The 15,978-nt window shown below is 61.9% G+C and carries 13 protein-coding genes; 6 read left to right on the top strand and 7 right to left on the bottom strand.

The features are described 5' to 3' along the window. Positions 1–739 precede the first annotated feature (739 nt). Both DVK01_RS13015 and DVK01_RS13010 read left to right on the top strand, forming a co-directional pair. A complete protein-coding gene (locus tag DVK01_RS13015) occupies positions 740–1,990 on the top strand; it encodes a glycosyltransferase family 4 protein (protein ID WP_121512776.1) in 1,251 nt (416 codons plus the stop codon). Continuing rightward, positions 1,983–3,866: a heparinase II/III family protein gene (locus DVK01_RS13010; protein WP_121537055.1), complete on the top strand. Its 1,884-nt coding sequence runs from the start codon at positions 1,983–1,985 to the stop codon at positions 3,864–3,866. The genes DVK01_RS13015 and DVK01_RS13010 overlap by 8 nt, the downstream gene beginning before the upstream one ends. Before the next feature lie 180 nt (positions 3,867–4,046). Here the strand turns inward: DVK01_RS13010 and DVK01_RS13005 are convergent, their stop codons facing one another. From DVK01_RS13005 to DVK01_RS12985, 5 genes are read right to left on the bottom strand one after another with little or no spacing between them, the layout of a single operon-like run. Continuing rightward, positions 4,047–4,481, bottom strand: a complete 435-nt coding sequence (locus DVK01_RS13005) for a PTS fructose transporter subunit IIB (protein WP_121537053.1) — start codon at positions 4,479–4,481, stop codon at positions 4,047–4,049. Beyond that, positions 4,478–6,157 (bottom strand): phosphoenolpyruvate--protein phosphotransferase, encoded by a 1,680-nt coding sequence (gene ptsP / locus DVK01_RS13000; RefSeq protein WP_121537051.1) that lies wholly within the window; start codon positions 6,155–6,157, stop codon positions 4,478–4,480. Before ptsP ends, DVK01_RS13005 begins: the two co-directional genes overlap by 4 nt. Then, complete coding sequence (locus tag DVK01_RS12995; protein ID WP_101351802.1) at positions 6,150–6,437, bottom strand: HPr family phosphocarrier protein; 288 nt, start codon at positions 6,435–6,437, stop codon at positions 6,150–6,152. The genes ptsP and DVK01_RS12995 overlap by 8 nt, the downstream gene beginning before the upstream one ends. Continuing rightward, positions 6,434–6,910 carry a PTS sugar transporter subunit IIA gene (locus tag DVK01_RS12990; protein ID WP_101351801.1) on the bottom strand — a complete coding sequence of 159 codons (477 nt, stop codon included), beginning with the start codon at positions 6,908–6,910 and terminating at the stop codon, positions 6,434–6,436. The genes DVK01_RS12995 and DVK01_RS12990 overlap by 4 nt, the downstream gene beginning before the upstream one ends. 14 nt (positions 6,911–6,924) lie before the next feature. Continuing rightward, positions 6,925–8,064, bottom strand: a complete 1,140-nt coding sequence (locus DVK01_RS12985) for a PTS fructose transporter subunit IIC (RefSeq protein WP_394337672.1) — start codon at positions 8,062–8,064, stop codon at positions 6,925–6,927. Positions 8,065–8,308: 244 nt separating this feature from the next. Here DVK01_RS12985 and DVK01_RS12980 point away from each other — a divergent pair, with 244 nt between their 5' ends. Then, on the top strand, positions 8,309–10,267 hold the full coding sequence (locus DVK01_RS12980; protein WP_121537047.1) for an archaea-specific SMC-related protein: 1,959 nt from the start codon (positions 8,309–8,311) through the stop codon (positions 10,265–10,267). Between the two features lie 23 nt (positions 10,268–10,290). On the opposite strand, the gene rdfA is transcribed toward DVK01_RS12980, so the two are convergent. Beyond that, a complete protein-coding gene (gene rdfA, locus DVK01_RS12975; RefSeq protein WP_101351798.1) occupies positions 10,291–10,887 on the bottom strand; it encodes a rod-determining factor RdfA in 597 nt (198 codons plus the stop codon). A gap of 296 nt (positions 10,888–11,183) precedes the next feature. Here rdfA and DVK01_RS12970 point away from each other — a divergent pair, with 296 nt between their 5' ends. From DVK01_RS12970 to DVK01_RS12960, 3 genes are all read left to right on the top strand, one after another. Beyond that, positions 11,184–11,864, top strand: coding sequence for a hypothetical protein (locus tag DVK01_RS12970; RefSeq protein WP_232794562.1), 681 nt, complete (start codon positions 11,184–11,186; stop codon positions 11,862–11,864). Next, on the top strand, positions 11,857–13,161 hold the full coding sequence (locus DVK01_RS12965) for a hypothetical protein (protein ID WP_198560253.1): 1,305 nt from the start codon (positions 11,857–11,859) through the stop codon (positions 13,159–13,161). Before DVK01_RS12970 ends, DVK01_RS12965 begins: the two co-directional genes overlap by 8 nt. Positions 13,162–13,488: 327 nt before the next feature. Continuing rightward, positions 13,489–14,073 carry a cyclodeaminase/cyclohydrolase family protein gene (locus DVK01_RS12960; protein ID WP_121537045.1) on the top strand — a complete coding sequence of 195 codons (585 nt, stop codon included), beginning with the start codon at positions 13,489–13,491 and terminating at the stop codon, positions 14,071–14,073. On the opposite strand, the gene DVK01_RS12955 is transcribed toward DVK01_RS12960, so the two are convergent. After that, positions 14,074–15,819, bottom strand: a complete 1,746-nt coding sequence (locus DVK01_RS12955) for a formate--tetrahydrofolate ligase (protein WP_121537043.1) — start codon at positions 15,817–15,819, stop codon at positions 14,074–14,076. Positions 15,820–15,978: the final 159 nt, after the last annotated feature.

Here is a 15,978-nt window from a genome sequence, read left to right as displayed (position 1 = left end):
CTACCAGTCAAAGTGAGTTTGACCCATTTTAATTACCAACTAAAGATATTTACAGGCAGTTAGCTTATCTTAAGTTAATAATACATGATAGGAGTAAGAGTATCCTACCTTGAGGCAAGATATCGTATAGCGTGGTTGATCCGCATCTTGAGCACAGGACGCTATACTCAGCCGTATAGAGAGACTACTTCAGTCAGACACCAAATTTGACTCGTATGGAACAGCACGATACCGATCACGGACATACGGAAACTGTGGTTTTGACGGTTACGACTGTAATCTGACTTATTTTAGCCATCCAGTGTCGCGGGAGTGAGATTCATTAATCATGACTATTTTTGAGGCCGTTACAGACTGGTCTATATGGCATACAGAGTCCACGAATAATCTGTCCTGAACGTCTCATACTCTGTTTCTGAGGCTCTTTGTTTGAGAGACAGGTCAGGATAGTTTATTATAATACAGATTGGTACTTTGACCATATTTTGATCTATCAGCACACTTTATTCAAGATCGAGAATCCCTAATAAGTCAATATATACCGATTCAATAGTGTACATAACGGATTCAGGTTCGGAGCACCACAAGAGTATCAAACGTATACTAATACTCCCGTCATGGGTACAGTGCAACGATTCGATGTTGATGAGTAGCGATAGGCGATCGGGCACTGGACCGTCGTCAAAATCGAGGGCGGAACATCTGAGAGTGGGCCGAGCGATGTACACATTTCACGACGATGACGACTGACTGTGTCATCGTCTCTCAGCGGTATCCCCCTGAAAAGGGCGGCAATGCATCCAGAATCCACGACACAGCCGTCAATCTCGGTGACGACTTTGACGTGACCGTTCTGGCACCGTGCCTCTGTTACCCACCGGGAAACTTCGAACGGACTTGGAAGCGCAAACAGACAGACCGCGATAAGGGTGTGGTCGTCCACCGCCTGTGGACGTGGCAGCCACAGAGGGAGAACCCCTCTCTGCTTCGTCGACTTCCCTACTACCTGATATTCGCACTGCATGCGGCTCTCTGGCTAGTCTTGAATTTCCGGCAGTACGACGTTGTCATGACATCTACGCCACCGATCTCCACTGGGTTCCCCGGACTCGTGGCTGCTGCCATTGGAACTCCCTGGGTAATCGATGTCCGCGACCTGTGGATTGAGAACTCAATCGCCCTTGGATACATTTCAGCAGATAGTCCCCTAGTAACAGCCGGCCGCGCGTTCCAGCGCCTCGCGCTGCACTCCGCCGACTGCATTACAGTAACGACTGAGACGCTTGGAGAAGCAGTCGCTGACACGTACGGTAGCGAACTCAGGGACCGGGTTCAAGTCGTCCCGAACGGTGTTGACATCACCCGGTTTTCCTCCGTATCGTCCCCTGAAAACGGCGGCTCGCGAATCGTTTACACCGGTAATATCGGGAGTGCACAGGCACTCGAACCGTGTATCCGGGCAATGCAACACATTTCAAGCGACGATGCAGTGCTTCAGTTAGTCGGCGACGGTGACGAGGTGTCTCGGCTCAAAGATGTGACAGACCGACTTGGGCTTGAAGACCGCGTAGAGTTTGTCGGGCTGGTGGACCGTGAGCGAATCCCGGAGATCCTTGATACTGCAACTATCGGATTGGCTCCAATAAAAGACAGTCCGGAACTGGACTACGCAATACCCACGAAGCTCTACGAGTACATGGCGTGCTCGCTACCCGTTGTCGTCACCGGAAGAGGGGAAATAAAGCGGTTCGCAACGGATACAGAGGCAGGGATTCACACAGAACCCACTCCCGAGAGCATTGGGGCAGCAATTGACAGTCTTCTCGAAAACCCCGACAAGCGAGTGGCGATGGGTCGAGACGGACACAGAGTCGTCTCCGAATCATACGATCGGCAGGCCATCGCGGGTCGACTCGGCGAGGTGTTTCGAACATTGACAACAGGCGAACAACTGGAATCGTACACAGCCCCAGAACCTGAGCATGACTGAGTCCCTGCAGACGCTTCCCAAAGCGGTCAGATTGTACGGACACACGCTCACACAGTTGGAGCCTGCTCAGGTACTCGGGATGGTTGAGCGAACGACTCGTAACTCCGTACTCACACGACTCCCGCTGGACTTCGACGCACAATACGACGCGGCGATTCCTCAAGCCCTCTCAGTGGCAACCACTCCGGTCAAAACGGACCTTCGCCTGCTTCGGCCAGAACTTTCAGAGACGACCGTCGAGATGTTCCAGCAACGGAGCCGTCGGGCGGCCGGTGGTAATCTGACATTCCTCAACAGAACCATACAGCTACGGTCGCCAGACCAACTCAACTGGTTTGACGACCGGTTCGACGACTATCCGCTGCTCTGGCCGCTGAAACTATACGCGTTCGAACCGCTTCGATGGGCGGCGCTGGGGTTCACAGACCCACAGTCGGCCCCCGATAGGGTTGTCGATGTGTTCGACCAGTGGGTGCGGGACTGGACGGATAGTATCGAGATCGGCCAGCCGGGGTACCTTCGAGACGTATGGACGCCGTGGGCAGTGTCACTCCGCATTCAAACACTCACACGATACCTCGCGTGGCGGACTGGAGGCACCCGGAAAGACGTTCCAGAAAAACTCATCGAGGCCCTTGCCAGAGAAATATATCGGAATTCGCTCTTCCTCGAAAACCATATCGAAGGTGATGTCGGCGGGAATCACCTCGTCGAGAACGGGCTCGCACTGCTCATGAGCGGGCTCACTTTCCCGGATTCTGATACGTCCTGGGTTTCGGAGGGGCTCTCTATACTCGGTCGTATGGGGGCTAAGCAGTTTCTTTCTGACGGTGGCCATTATGAACGGTCGCCGATGTATCATGCAATCGTGACAACGCGGTTCGTGACAGCGTGCGCCGTGCTGGCAGCCAGTGATCGCTCACTCCCCAACTGGCTGACAGCGATGACGACGCAGGCCGTAGCGTATCTGCGGTTCCTCTGTCCCCCAGACGAACGGCTTCCGCTCTGCAACGACGCCGTGTTCGGTCAGGCGCTTCCGCTTGCCGACTGTTTGAGGTACGCTGCTGCCGCCGGATTCGAGTCGAGTGACCGTCCCGCCCCGGCATGCAATCCAGCGAGTGGAGAAACAGGGTACTACTGGCTCAATACAGACCATGGGCGTCTGTTAGTTGACGGCGGCCCGGTCGGGCCTTCGCATTTACCCGGTCACTCTCACAACGACCTGCTGAGTATCTTGCTCTGGGTCGGTGGACAGCGTGTGCTTACAGATACCGGTGTATATGATTATGCCAGCGACGACCGCAGACAGTACGTCAGAGGTGTCGCTGGCCACAATACGGTACAGGTTGGCAACACCGAGCCGATAGAGATCGGTGGAAAGTATCTGATGGGGGCGCGGACGGAACCGACGGTACAGTACGAAGGGACAGACCCGGCGGTTTTCGATGGCCACTACGTGACGAACCCACATTCGCCAGCGTCGTATCAACACACCAGGAAAATTGTAGCGGCAGATGACTGGTGGCTTGTCCGCGATACACTCCGCGGGCCTGATACTGAGACCGAGCCGTGCATCTCCCGTCTCCATTTCCACCCGGATATTGCTATCACAATCGACGAGTCCGGGACAGTACGAGCATCCCACCGGGCAGTGGCCGACGATGAGCCGCCCTTGCTGAGCGTTCACCCACTGGGTACAAACGACGTTCGCACTACGACAACCGAATACTTCCCCGAATTTGGCGTCGCTCGGGAGCGACAGACCGTGGAGTTTCGGGTCGGTCCGGAGTCAGGAACAACAGTTCTGGGTTATCTTCTTGCCCCAAGAAACGGCGGTAGGGATAGATGTGACTCCGCTGGTGAAGGTGAGGAATAACCACCAGCGAGCCAAAACCACCGGCCCCTCGAGAAGGACTGGGTTGGACATTGCAACTGATGCGTACTCCGGCGTTTGAGATCGTGATCTCAACTCTCAGATTAGCTCCGTTCGTGAAAGTGGGTAAATCCGCTATGGCAGTTCGATGAATCGCCTACGTTAGCGGGGTATACCTCCGACTCAACTGAACAGACGCTTCAACCGAGCCACGAGACTCTTCGAACGGTCACCACCACGACGGCGCTGCTGAGTAGAATCGGTACTCGTGGACTCGGATCCATCTACATCGGACCCAGTGTCCGATGCGTCGCTGTCAGCAGCCGCAAGCGCATCAGCGATCATGCCTTCGGCGTCGTTAACGGCGTCTTTGACTGTGCCTTTAATTAGCGGGATACCGCCGAACCGGTCCTGGCTGACCGACGTGTCCGAGGCGATGATGGCGGCGTCGGCGGATTCGATGTCCGTTTCGGAGAGTTCGTTCTCCGCACCCATCGCTCCCTGTACTTCTACCTTAATATCGTGACCCTGTTCTTCGGCTGTCTGTTCAAGATTCTCAGCTGCCATCTGACTGTGTGCGATACCAGTCGGACAGGAGGTGACTGCGACGAGTTTCATGTGTCTAGTGTGGTGTGGACTTCGCTTCGCGTTGCGGCGAGTCGGGCGCGGTCCGCACGCTCACTCGCGGTGCTGTACTCGGTGTCGCTGACGGCCGTCTTGACCTCCGGAATCGTCACGGCGCTCATGCTGAGTTCGTCAAGGCCGAGACCGACAAGAAGCTCGGTTAAGTCGGGATCGCCGGCCATCTCGCCACACATTCCGACCCAGGCGTCTTCTTCGTGGGCTGCGGTAACTGTCCGATGGATTGCCCGGAGGACGCCCGGATGCGAAGGGTCGTGTAAGTCACCGACGCGCTCGTTCTCTCGGTCAGCGGCCATCACGTACTGTGTGAGGTCGTTCGTTCCGATAGAGAGGAAATCGACTCGCGCCGCGAGTTCGCCGGCCATGAATGCGGCGCTCGGTGTTTCGATCATGACGCCGACTTCGACATCAACGGCGTCGGACTTTTCAATATCAGCCGCTGCCGTGTCCAGCGCGTCGAGTGCAGCGTCGAGTTCGGGAACCGTAGCGACCATCGGAAACATGATGGCGAGGTCCCCGGCGCCGTCCGCAGCAGCACGCAGAAGTGCACGGAGTTGCGTGGCGAAAAGGTCCGAATCCGGGCCGAGCGAGCGCCGGATTCCCCGTTCACCGAGGAATGGGTTTTCCTCATCTGGCTGGTCGAGATACGGAATCTGCTTGTCGCCACCGATATCCAGCGTCCGGACGACGACGCGCCCATCCGGGAACGTGTCGAGTGTCTCACGGATGGCCTCGTACTGCTCGTCTTCAGACGGCGGCGTCTCCCGGTCGAGGAAGAGAAATTCGGTCCGGTAGAGGCCAACGCCGTCAGCCCCTCGTTCTACTGCGGGCTTCAGTTCCGCCGGCTGGCCGATATTTGCCGCCACTTCGACGTGTCGCCCGTCAGTGGTTTCGACGGACGCATCGACGACAGCGGCTCCCGAGTCGCTTGCCGCGGCCGCTCGCTCGGAGTCGTCAGGGGCGACCAGCACTTCGCCGCTATCGCCGTCGATCACCACTTCTGTTCCGTCTTCGATGGCTTCGAGCGCTTCTCCGACACCGACAACGGCCGGGAGGGCCAGCGAGCGGGCGAAAATCGACGCGTGCGATGTCCGTCCGCCCGTGACTGTAGCGAAGCCGGCCACGCGGTCCGGGTCGAGCTGTGCCGTGTCGCTGGGTGTCAACCGTTCGGCGAGGACGACACTGCCGTCGGGCAAGTCACCGAGGTCGACCCGTTCCCCATCCGTCAACAGACGGAGGAGGCGGTCACGCACGTCTCGAAGGTCGTCCGCACGCTCGGCCATTCGGCCGTCCATCCCTTCGAACTGCTCGATATGTTCGCCGAACGCGGCGTCCACGGCGTTCGGGGCGGGCTGGCCCTCGCCGATCATCGTCTCGACGGCCTCCTCGATAGTCGGGTCTTCGAGGAACTGGATATGCGCGTCGAACACTGCGGCTTCGTCTTCACCAACGCGTTCGGCAGTCGCTTCGCGCTCGGACGCTAGTTCCTCGCGAGCGGTGTCGACGGCGTTGGCGAATCGCCGGCCTTCTGCCTCGGGGTCGACTTTCACGTCGTCAGGGTCCGGGAGCGAGATGTCGCGGCCGTACCAGACAACCGTCCCGACCCCGGAGCGCGGCGTGGCACCGGTCCCGTGGAGTGTGCGGTCAGCCATCGTCAGTGTCCAGTTCCCCCTCTGGTGTTGTTAGTATTCGCTCCAGCTCGTCAAGTACGGCTTCTGCGTCCGGGCCGTCGGCGACCAGTTTGATGTCGTCGCCCTGTCCGACACCGAGGCTGGTGATGGCGATCATACTCGCTGCCTGGACAAGGTCACCATCCGGACGCCCAGCCGAGACCTCCGCCTCGTGATCGTTGACGGCCTGGACGAACGCTGACGCCGGCCGGGCATGCAACCCCGCCTCCGGAACAACCGTTACAGTTCGTTCGACCGTCATGCGATGGCCTCCCGAAGCGTGTCCTGAACGGTCGCTTCGTCCTCCGCCGCGTGGAGCCGGTCCCGGACGTCGTCGTGCATCAGAGCCCGCGAGAGCGAGCTGAGGATGTCGAGGTGCTCCTCCCCACCGGCCTCCGGGACAAGGATCATGAAGATGAGCGTCGCGGGTTCGCCGTCCATGGAACCGAAGTCGATTCCCTCCTCGGAGCGAGCGAACGCGAGCGAGGGCTGACTCACAGCGTCAGTCTTCGCGTGTGGAATCCCGATCCCCATGCCGACGCCCGTTGTCGTCTCCGATTCGCGCTCCAGCAGTGCTTCGAGTGCGCGCTCGCGGTCCTCGACTCTGCCGCCGTCCACCAGCAGGTCAAGCAGGGACTCGATACACGCTTCCTTCTCTGCCGGCGGCTCGGACAGCGAGATGTGGTTCGCCGGAATCAGTTCTTCGATGTCGTCCGCTGAGATTGCATCTGTCATTGTCGTCAGTCTAGTTAGTCGTCCGACGGTTGTGTACTGCTCGCCTCTGCCCCGGTGTCGACACGGTCTTCGAAGTCCGGCTTGATAACCGTAGCAACAACCGCTGTCACAAGCGAGCCCAGCAGGATGCTGCCCAGGAAGGCGAGTGGCTGATTCGACAGCAGGACCACGAAGATACCGCCGTGGGGCGCGGGCATCGTGACGCCGAGGGCCATCGATGTCGCACCGCCGACAGCGCTACCGGCCACGATAGCCGGGATGACACGCAGCGGGTCCGCGGCTGCATACGGAATCGCGCCCTCAGTGATAAACGAGAGGCCGAGCACGATACCGCTTTTCCCGTTCTCGTACATCTCGGCCGCGTACTTGTGGGGCGCGATGAAGTTCGAGAGCGCGAGGCCGATTGGCGGAATCATCCCGCCGATCATCACTGCGGCCATCGGAGCGTAGATTTCCTCGGTGATGAGCCCGGTGGCGAACACGTACGCGACCTTGTTTACTGGGCCACCCATATCGAAGGCCATCATCCCCCCGAGGATGAGGCCGACGACGATAGCCTGACCGCCCTGCATCGACTGCAGGAAGGAGGTCAGAGCCTCGTTAGCGAGTGCGACGGGAACGCCCAGCACGAACAGCATCAGCGGCGTCAGAACTGCCATCGTCGCGACTGGGATGAGCAACACCGGCATCATTGGTTGAATGAACTCGGGAACGTCGAGATTCTTGAAGAAGCGCGCGACGTACCCGGCCAGCAGCCCAGCGACGATGGCGCCGAGATAGCCGGCACCGGCTTCGCCGCCGGAGATGCCGATTACTGTCGCCGCTTCGGCGACGACGTTCCCTTGCTGGAGGATGTATGCCAGCAGGAATCCCGGGGCGAGTCCGGGGCGGTCCGCGATGGCGTACGCGATGTAGCCGCCCAGAATGGGCACCATAATTGTCAGTCCGGCCACGCCGATCTGTGCCAGGAACCAGCCCGCCGAGCCGGTATTCCCGAACACTGCCTGTGTGTCCCCTATCGCGTACGCGACCGCGAGGAAAATCCCCCCGATAGTTACGAAGGGAATCATGAACGATACGCCCGTCATCAGGTCCTCCTTGACGGAGGTCACGTGAGCGCGAAGCGCACTCTCAGCCTGGTGTTGATCTGTCATGGTCAACGACATCGACAGCTACGCCGATTGGGTGATATAAAGATACACGTTTGAGCGTGTTATTTATCGAATCTGCTCGATATATGGATATAGGCGATTGTTTCTGCACGGAAATAGGTCTGAGGATTCGGTTGAATAACAGGCATATGCTTGTTAGCCACTTCCATCTATTAGGGTCAATGTCTGGATGGTCGGTGCCACGCGCGTCATAGTGCTTATGCCCGTAACTCGCTCACACCGAAACATGGGTTCACTCTCGGTATCTGGGGAAGTGGCGACCGTCACCGTCGAGAAGATAGGGGGCATCGACGAGACGACAGTCGAGGTCCCGCCAGGGGTGACGGTGCTCCAGGGCCGGAACGCGACGAATCGGACCTCGTTCCTGCAGGCAGTGGTGGCCGCTCACGGGAGCGAGTGGGCAAGCGTCAAAGGTGACGCTGATCAGGGGCACATCGAGTTCTCACTGGGAGGTGAGACGTACACCCGAACACTGACCAGAACCGACGACGGGGTTGTCGGGTCGGGCATCGGTCTTCTCACGGACCCGACTGTTGCGGACCTGTTCGCGTTCCTGCTCGAAGACAACGAGGCCAGGCGGGCTGTCGAGCGGGGTGATAACCTCCGAGAGATTATCATGCGACCCGTCGATGTGGCGTCTATCCACCGACAGATACGTGCGGCCGAGCAGCGCAAGGAGGAGATCGACGAGGAACTCGATCGTATCGCGTCGCTCAAGCGTGAGCTTCCCGACCTAGAACGCCAGCAGGCGGATCTACGCGAGGAAATTGCCGAGACGAGAGACGAACTCAAGCGTGTCGAAGGACGCATCGACGAGCGGGACGTCGATTTCCAGACGACACAGAAAAACAGGGACGAACTCGAGACTGCTCTCGATGAACTCCAAGCGACTCGGTCCGAACTGAAACGCGTCCGCGAGGATATTCAGTCAGAACAGGAGAGCATTGCGGCGTTACGCAACGAGCGAGGCAACCTCGCAGTCGAACGGTCCGGGCTCCCAGACTCACCAGATGACCGACTCGAATCCCTAGATGCAGACATCGAACGACTTCGGGAACGGGAGCGTGAACTCTCAGAGTACACCACCCAACTGCAGAACGTCATCGAGTTCAACGAAGAACTGCTATCCGGCGAACACCGGGAAATAACTGATGCCATCGACGCAAAGCCCGAGAGCGTAGGTGACATCACGGAACAGTTGTACAAGGGATCAAAGACGACCTGCTGGACCTGTGGCTCGCGAGTGAAGCCGGCCCGTATCGAGTCGACACTCCAGAGTATGCGCGACCACCTTCAGGAGACGATCACAGAGATTGACGATGTCGAAGACAACCTTGACGAACTAACCGACCAGCGTGACGAAATTTCGGAGACACGCGCGCGAGCACGAGAACTCACGGAGACAATTACGGAGGTCGATGCCGAAATCGAGCGCCGGCAGTCGGACGTAGCGGACCTCCGAGAGCGACGCGACAACCTTTCGGCCCGCGTCGAGGAACTGGAGGACCGGGTGACGACGCTCCGGACCGAGGAGTTCGACGAAGTGCTGGACCTCCATACGGAGGCGAACGAACTGGAACTGAAACTGGACCGCCTCGAATCAGAGCGGGACGAGGTGAGCGAGGAGATCGCCGACATCGAGTCAGAAATCCGTCGGAACGACGAACTAGCCGACCGACGGGAAGAGGTAGTCGACGAGCTGATCGACCTCCGGTCGCGTATCGACCGGCTCGAAGCCGAGGCGACCGACCAGTTCAACGAGAAGATGGCCGACTTGCTCGACATTCTCGGTTACGGGAACATCGAACGTATCTGGCTCGAACGGACCGACACGCCCGACGGCCCGGTCGTCGGCGGCGACGACGGCGTCACGGGGTCGACGTTCACCCTCCACGTCGTCAGGAGCACCGACGGAGGGACGGTGTACGAGGACACGGTCGGCCACCTGAGCGAGAGCGAGCGCGAGGTGACCGGGCTCGTGTTCGCGCTCGCCGGCTACCTCGTCCACGACGTGTACGAAGAGGTCCCGTTCATGCTGTTGGACTCGCTTGAGGCAATCGACGCGGAGCGCATCGCCGCCCTCGTGGAGTACTTCGCGGAGTTCCCCACCTACCTCGTCGTCGCGTTGCTCCCTGAGGACGCGCAGGCGCTCCCCGAGGAGTACACCCGGATTACCGACATCTAAGGGACTGGGTACGGCCGGGGACGCTACCGGCAGTTACAGCCGCCGCGGTCGAGGAGGTCGCTGATGCTGTGGCGCGTCCCGCAGTCCTGACAGCGGATGTCGATGCTGACGAACACGCGGTACTCGCCGACGGTGAGCCTGTCGGCGGTCTGCAGTCTGTCGACCGTGTCTCGGACGATGGTCTCGACCCGGCTGCGGAGGCGGTCGATGGTGTCACGCTCGCGCTCTACCTGCTCGGTCTCGCGGTCGGGGTCGTAGCTCGCCCCGCGAACCTCCGTCAGGTAGTAGCGAATCGCCTGGTAGGTGACGAACTCCTCTTCCAGCCGTTCGACGTCGATGCCGGCCCGTTCGAGCCGGTTCCGGGCTTCGACCCGCTTGCCCGCGCTGACGTCATCGGCCGTCAGGAGGCGATAGAAGTTCGCCGGTTCACCGTCGACCACGTCCATCCCCGCGTCGCGTATCGCGGCCACGAGCAGGGCCCGGTTGAACCGGTCAGCTAGGTCACGGAGGCTCTGGCGCTCCTGACCGTCGCCGAGCCAGGCCCGTTCCAGCTCCGAACCCATCGACTCCAGACCGTACGTTTCGATTAGCCGTCCGACTTTGGACTGCGCCGACCCCATTACCGCCGAAACGCGGCGGCCCGGTTTAGCCGTTGTGTTGCGTCTCCGCGTCCGTCGGTACCGGGCAGTCGGCTCACCGGGTGGGGCCGCGACGCAAACAGTAGCCACAGAACCCGCAAATTGTAAATTATCAATGCCGAATCCAAGCGTAAATCTTCCGAAGATGTATTTATATCTACAGTGTCCGGTGTAGAATATCGACATCGGTTCAGCGCTCCAGCTATCTAACACGACCTGGTCGCTGTCAGTCTACCACGAGGATTTTATACCTGACAGCGCAAGCGGGAAGTTGCACAATGGTCCCCTTCACCCGACGTGCCCTCCTCCACAGCGCCTGCGGGCTGGCGACGCTGTTTGCCGGCTGTAGCGGGCTGTTCGAGGGCGGCACCGGCTCGACACGCACGCCGACCGAACGCAACGACGCGGCCGGTCCGAGGGCCGGCTCGGTAGCCGACCCGGACACGGTCGTCGCCCGCGTCGACGCCGACCGGAAACCGGTCTGGCTCGACGACGAACGACCGACCGAAAGCCGACGCAGAGACCGGTTGCAGTCCGAGGTTATCGACACCGCGGCGAACGCCGACCGGCTCGGCATCGCTGAAACCGTGGACCGGGAGCCAATCGAGAGTTTCCTTGCCGAGACCGACTTCGAGACCGAGACAATATACCTCCAGAACGTGAACATCGAGGAGTGTTTCCGGCTGTCGCTCTGTAGAGTCCAGTGGTCGCCGGACAGGATTTCGACCGACTACGGGCGGGTGAGCCGTCCCTACGACGAACGCTGTACGGCGGGCGAGACGGTGTACGCGGCGTGGTTCATCCGCATCCCGCAGGCGCTCGACGCCGACGAGGTCACTACGTTCTCCTCCTCTATCGGGGGCAGCGGCTGTGACGGCCCACAGATGGGTGCCGAAAGCGAAGGTGTCGGCGGGTCTGGACAGAGCAGCGTCGGTCCGGTGGTGAGCGAGCATGACTGACGATACGTCCGGGACGAGTGGAAACCGCGCGGTGATGACTCGCCGCGGGATGCTCGCGCTGGCCGGGGCCAGCGCCATCGCCGGCTGTGGCAGTTTCGGTACCACCGGGAGCGAGCCGACTATCGACGCCTACGACCTGCCCGACGTCCGCCGCAACGAGGAGCTTGAGTCACCGGTGCCCCCGTCGGTCCCGGTCGACGTCGCGGCGAGTCACTTCGAGGCCGCGCGCGAGCGGGTCCGCTCGCTCCTGGCGACGCTGCCGACGCCGCTTGGCCCCGACGAGATCCCGAACGGCCACGTTCGCCAACATCTGACCGACGCCGCCAGCACCGCCTCTGACGGCCTCGACGAGGCGCGGACGGCCCGAACGGAGTTGGTGGCGCTTCGAGAGCTCCGGTCGGCGCGCGAACACGCCCGCTACGCCGCTGCGGGCTGGAGCGTCGCCGACCGCGGTCGCACTGACGCCCCCTTCCGGGAGGAACACAGCCAGACGGTGTTGGCGGCCCGGGAAGCCATGCAGGCACACGAGTACGTCGGGACCGACCCGGTGCGCGCGGCGCTGGTCCACGCCCGCATCGAGACCGCACTCCAGCGGGCCAACGAGACGGACGGGAGGCCCAGAGCGGACTCGGAGCTGCTGGCGGTGGCCGAATGGGGCGAGCGGGCCGAGTCGGCGCAGGCGTATCTCGACGACGCCCGCCACCTGGGGTCGCAGTTCGAGGCCGCGCTCCCGGATGATTCCGGGACGCTGGAGCCGGTACTGACCGCTGGGGCCCAGACGTTGCTCGCGGCCGTCCGGGACCGGCGGGAGGACCTGCCGCCGGAAGGGACGGCCGGCGACCGCACGCCGGGGCGGATGGTCCTCGAAGACCTCCGCTGGGAGGCCGAGAACGGCACCAGCGGCCTCTCGGAGGCTATCGGGCCGGCGAGCGCCGTCGTCGACGCGACCGGTCGGCTCGCCCGGTTCCGGGCGCTCGAACGCATGGAGACGCGTCGGGAGGCCGGCGAACTCGCCCGCCCGACGGACGCGGCGGCGGTCCGGGACATCAGACGGACGGCACGCGACGCGCTCACGGCGGCCCTCGAATCGAGTGCCCCACGGGAACTGGTCCGGACGGTGCTGGTCGACGCCGGCTACGAAGTCATGAGCGCGGACCGCTACCTGTCCGAGCACCGAGGGGAGGTTTCGGCGTCCGCGCTCGACAGAAGCGTCGCGGGCTACTGGCACGCGACGGCGCTGGCCCGAGCAGCACCGCCGGCCGCACGGCAGGCCGTGCAAGCGCTCCAGTCCGACTGACGCGACAGCGTGGTCGGCGGCCGGAACCACAACGTAAGCTCACGCTGACAGTTTGTGGAAATCACAATGTTACCACTGTTATTTCAGCGACGGAGTAGTGGAAGCGGGAGGCAACAGCCGTCACGAGTGACTTGTGAGCGGCGCAAAACTCGTCATATCCCGTCACTTATATATTGGGTCCGGCGACCGGACGGGACCGTTAGACGGCTGAACCAACGGGGGCCGTCTCCGTCGGGACCGCGCCCGGCGAAACCGTTAGACGCCTGCGCCGGGACCACAGAGCATGGACAGTCGAACGCGACGGACCGGCGATTCCGGGCGAGACACATGATTGCGGACCAGTCCATCGGCGAGTTCCTCGACGCCGTGGCGTCGGAACGGGTGACGCCCAGCGGCGGGGCCGTCGCCGCTGTCGGCGGGGCGATGGGGGCGGCGCTGTGCGAGATGACCTGTGTTCACACCGTTCACGGTGGCGGGTCAGACACGGTGGAACTGTCGGCCGTGCGGGACATCCTGGCGGATAGGCGGGCGCGGTTGCTCGCGCTCGCCGACGAGGACGCCGCAGCGGTCGACGCAGTCAAGGCCGCGTTCGCGTCGGGCGACGACGCACGGGTTCAGGCGGCGCTGGAGCGGTCGACGACGGTCCCGATGGAGACCGCCGAGGCGTGTCTGGACGTGGTCGAACACGCCGTCACCGTGACGGCGGCGGGCACGCCGGTCGCCGTCCCGGACGCGGCCGTCGGGGCGCTGCTCGCGCACGCGGCGCTGGAGGGGTCAGTGTCGACGGTGCGGGCGAACCTCGACGGGCTAGCCGACGAAGCCGTCGTCGGAGAAATGGAGCGGCGAGCAGCCGAAGCGGAAGCGGCCGGCGAGGCGGCACTTAGCGCGGTTCGGGCGAGCGCGGGGGAGTAGTCAGAACAGCCCGGAGATGTTGCCGTCCTCGTCGATGTCCATGTCGGCCGCGGCCGGCCGAGCCGGCAGGCCGGGCATCGTGAGCGCGTCGGCCGTGAGCGCGACGAGGAAGCCGGCCCCGGCAGAGGGGTACACCTCGCTGATTTCGAGTTCCCAATCCTCCGGCGCGCCCTTCCGGCTGGCGTCGTCGCTCAGCGAGTGGAACGTCTTGGACATGACGACGGGGTAGTCGTCGAACCCAAGCTCGTTCATCTGCTCGATGTCGTCGAGCGCGCCGCCGGTGTATTTCACGTCGTCAGCACCGTAGATTTCGGTCGCGACGGTGTGTATCTTCTCTTTGATGGAGTCCTCGTCGTCGTACAGCATCCGGAACTCGTCCTCGTCGCTCTCCTCGGTCGCCTCGATGACGTTCTCCGCGAGGTCGACGCCGCCCTCGCTCCCGTCAGAAAAGACGTTTGACTCGGCGGCACGGACCCCGAGGTCCTCCCGGCAGTGGTCCAGCACGGCCTGAATCTCCGCGTCGGTGTCGTCCGGGAAGCGGTTGACCGAGACGACGACCGGGACGCCGAACTTCTGGAGGTTCCGGGCGTGCTTGTCGAGGTTCGAGAAGCCGGCCTCGACGGCGTCGACGCCGGCCGCGTCGATTTCGTCGTAGTCGACCGGCCACTGGTCGAGGCCGTGGTACTTGAGCGCACGAACGGAAGCCACGAGCACGACCGCGTTCGGCGTCATATCGCCCTTTCGACAGACCACGTCCATGAACTTCTCGGCCCCGAGGTCGGAGCCGAAGCCGGCCTCGGTGACGAGGTAGTCGCCCATGCCGAAAGCGGTTTTATCCGCGACCAGGGAGTTGGTTCCGTGGGCGATGTTGGCGAAGGGGCCGCCGTGGACCAGCGCGGGCGTCCCCTCAATAGTCTGGACGACATTGGGTTTGATGGCGTCACGGAGCAACATCGTGGCCGGGCCGGTCGCCTCGATGTCGTCGACGGTGACCGGGTCGCCGGCCTCGTCGTAGGCGACGATGATGCGGCTGACCCGCTCTTTGAGGTCGCCGATGTCGGTGGCCAGACAGAGGACCGCCATCAGCCCGGAGGCAGCCGTCAGGATGAAACTGTCCTCCCGCGGGGTCCCGCCGGTCTTGCCGCCGAGGCCGACGACCGTCTCCCGGAGCGCGCGGTCGTTCATGTCGATGGCCCGCGGCCACGCGACGTTGTTGATGTCGATGTCGAGGTCGTCGCCCTGCGATATCTTCGCATCGAGCATCGCAGCGATGAGGTTGTGCGCGGAAGTGAGTGCGTGGAGGTCGCCGGTGAAGTGGAGGTTTATGTCCTCCATTGGAAGCACCTGCGACCGGCCGCCGCCCGCGGCACCGCCCTTGACGCCGAACACGGGGCCGAGCGACGGTTCTCGGATGGCGATCATCGCCTCTTCGCCGACGTGATTGAGCGTCTGGCCGAGGCCGACAGTCGTTACTGTCTTCCCCTCGCCTTTCGGCGTCGGCGTCATTCCGGTTACCAGAACGAGATTCTGTTCCTTGTTCTCGGCCTGTTCGCGGAGGCGCTCAATCGCGTGTTGTTTGACTTTCGCGGTGTATTCGCCGAAGTACTGGAGGTCGTCGAGACCGAGTCCCCACGGCTCGACCAGCTCCCAGATCGGCTCCATGTCGGTCGACTGGGCGATATCGTAGTCCGTGGGAATCGGCTCCTGACTCTCTTCGGTCGAAGATTGCTCGTCCTGTGAAGACATCTCTACTTACCCTTCCCTGCACCGTCGTAATAATGTTAGTGAACCTGACACTACCGGAATAGGATGTGTTCGAGACGCCGCCGACGGCCGACGACGACACATCGTGTTCCTCCGCTTACCGGAGTAGGTCCGAACCGACGGCGGGCGGAAAAGTCCCCC

It is taken from the genome of Haloarcula sp. Atlit-120R (assembly GCF_003665885.1).
Taxonomy (GTDB): domain Archaea; phylum Halobacteriota; class Halobacteria; order Halobacteriales; family Haloarculaceae; genus Haloarcula; species Haloarcula taiwanensis.
This window is presented reverse-complemented; position numbering and strand designations above follow the sequence as displayed.

Bases quoted from the DNA above. Each gene is read 5' to 3' on its own strand.
- DVK01_RS13015 (WP_121512776.1), top strand. From the start codon at position 740: ATGACGACTGACTGTGTCATCGTCTCTCAGCGGTATCCCCCTGAAAAG.
- DVK01_RS13010 (WP_121537055.1), top strand. From the start codon at position 1,983: ATGACTGAGTCCCTGCAGACGCTTCCCAAAGCGGTCAGATTGTACGGA.
- DVK01_RS13005 (WP_121537053.1), bottom strand. From the start codon at position 4,481: ATGAAACTCGTCGCAGTCACCTCCTGTCCGACTGGTATCGCACACAGT.
- ptsP (WP_121537051.1), bottom strand. From the start codon at position 6,157: ATGGCTGACCGCACACTCCACGGGACCGGTGCCACGCCGCGCTCCGGG.
- DVK01_RS12995 (WP_101351802.1), bottom strand. From the start codon at position 6,437: ATGACGGTCGAACGAACTGTAACGGTTGTTCCGGAGGCGGGGTTGCAT.
- DVK01_RS12990 (WP_101351801.1), bottom strand. From the start codon at position 6,910: ATGACAGATGCAATCTCAGCGGACGACATCGAAGAACTGATTCCGGCG.
- DVK01_RS12985 (WP_394337672.1), bottom strand. From the start codon at position 8,064: ATGACAGATCAACACCAGGCTGAGAGTGCGCTTCGCGCTCACGTGACC.
- DVK01_RS12980 (WP_121537047.1), top strand. From the start codon at position 8,309: ATGGGTTCACTCTCGGTATCTGGGGAAGTGGCGACCGTCACCGTCGAG.
- rdfA (WP_101351798.1), bottom strand. From the start codon at position 10,887: ATGGGGTCGGCGCAGTCCAAAGTCGGACGGCTAATCGAAACGTACGGT.
- DVK01_RS12970 (WP_232794562.1), top strand. From the start codon at position 11,184: ATGGTCCCCTTCACCCGACGTGCCCTCCTCCACAGCGCCTGCGGGCTG.
- DVK01_RS12965 (WP_198560253.1), top strand. From the start codon at position 11,857: ATGACTGACGATACGTCCGGGACGAGTGGAAACCGCGCGGTGATGACT.
- DVK01_RS12960 (WP_121537045.1), top strand. From the start codon at position 13,489: ATGATTGCGGACCAGTCCATCGGCGAGTTCCTCGACGCCGTGGCGTCG.
- DVK01_RS12955 (WP_121537043.1), bottom strand. From the start codon at position 15,819: ATGTCTTCACAGGACGAGCAATCTTCGACCGAAGAGAGTCAGGAGCCG.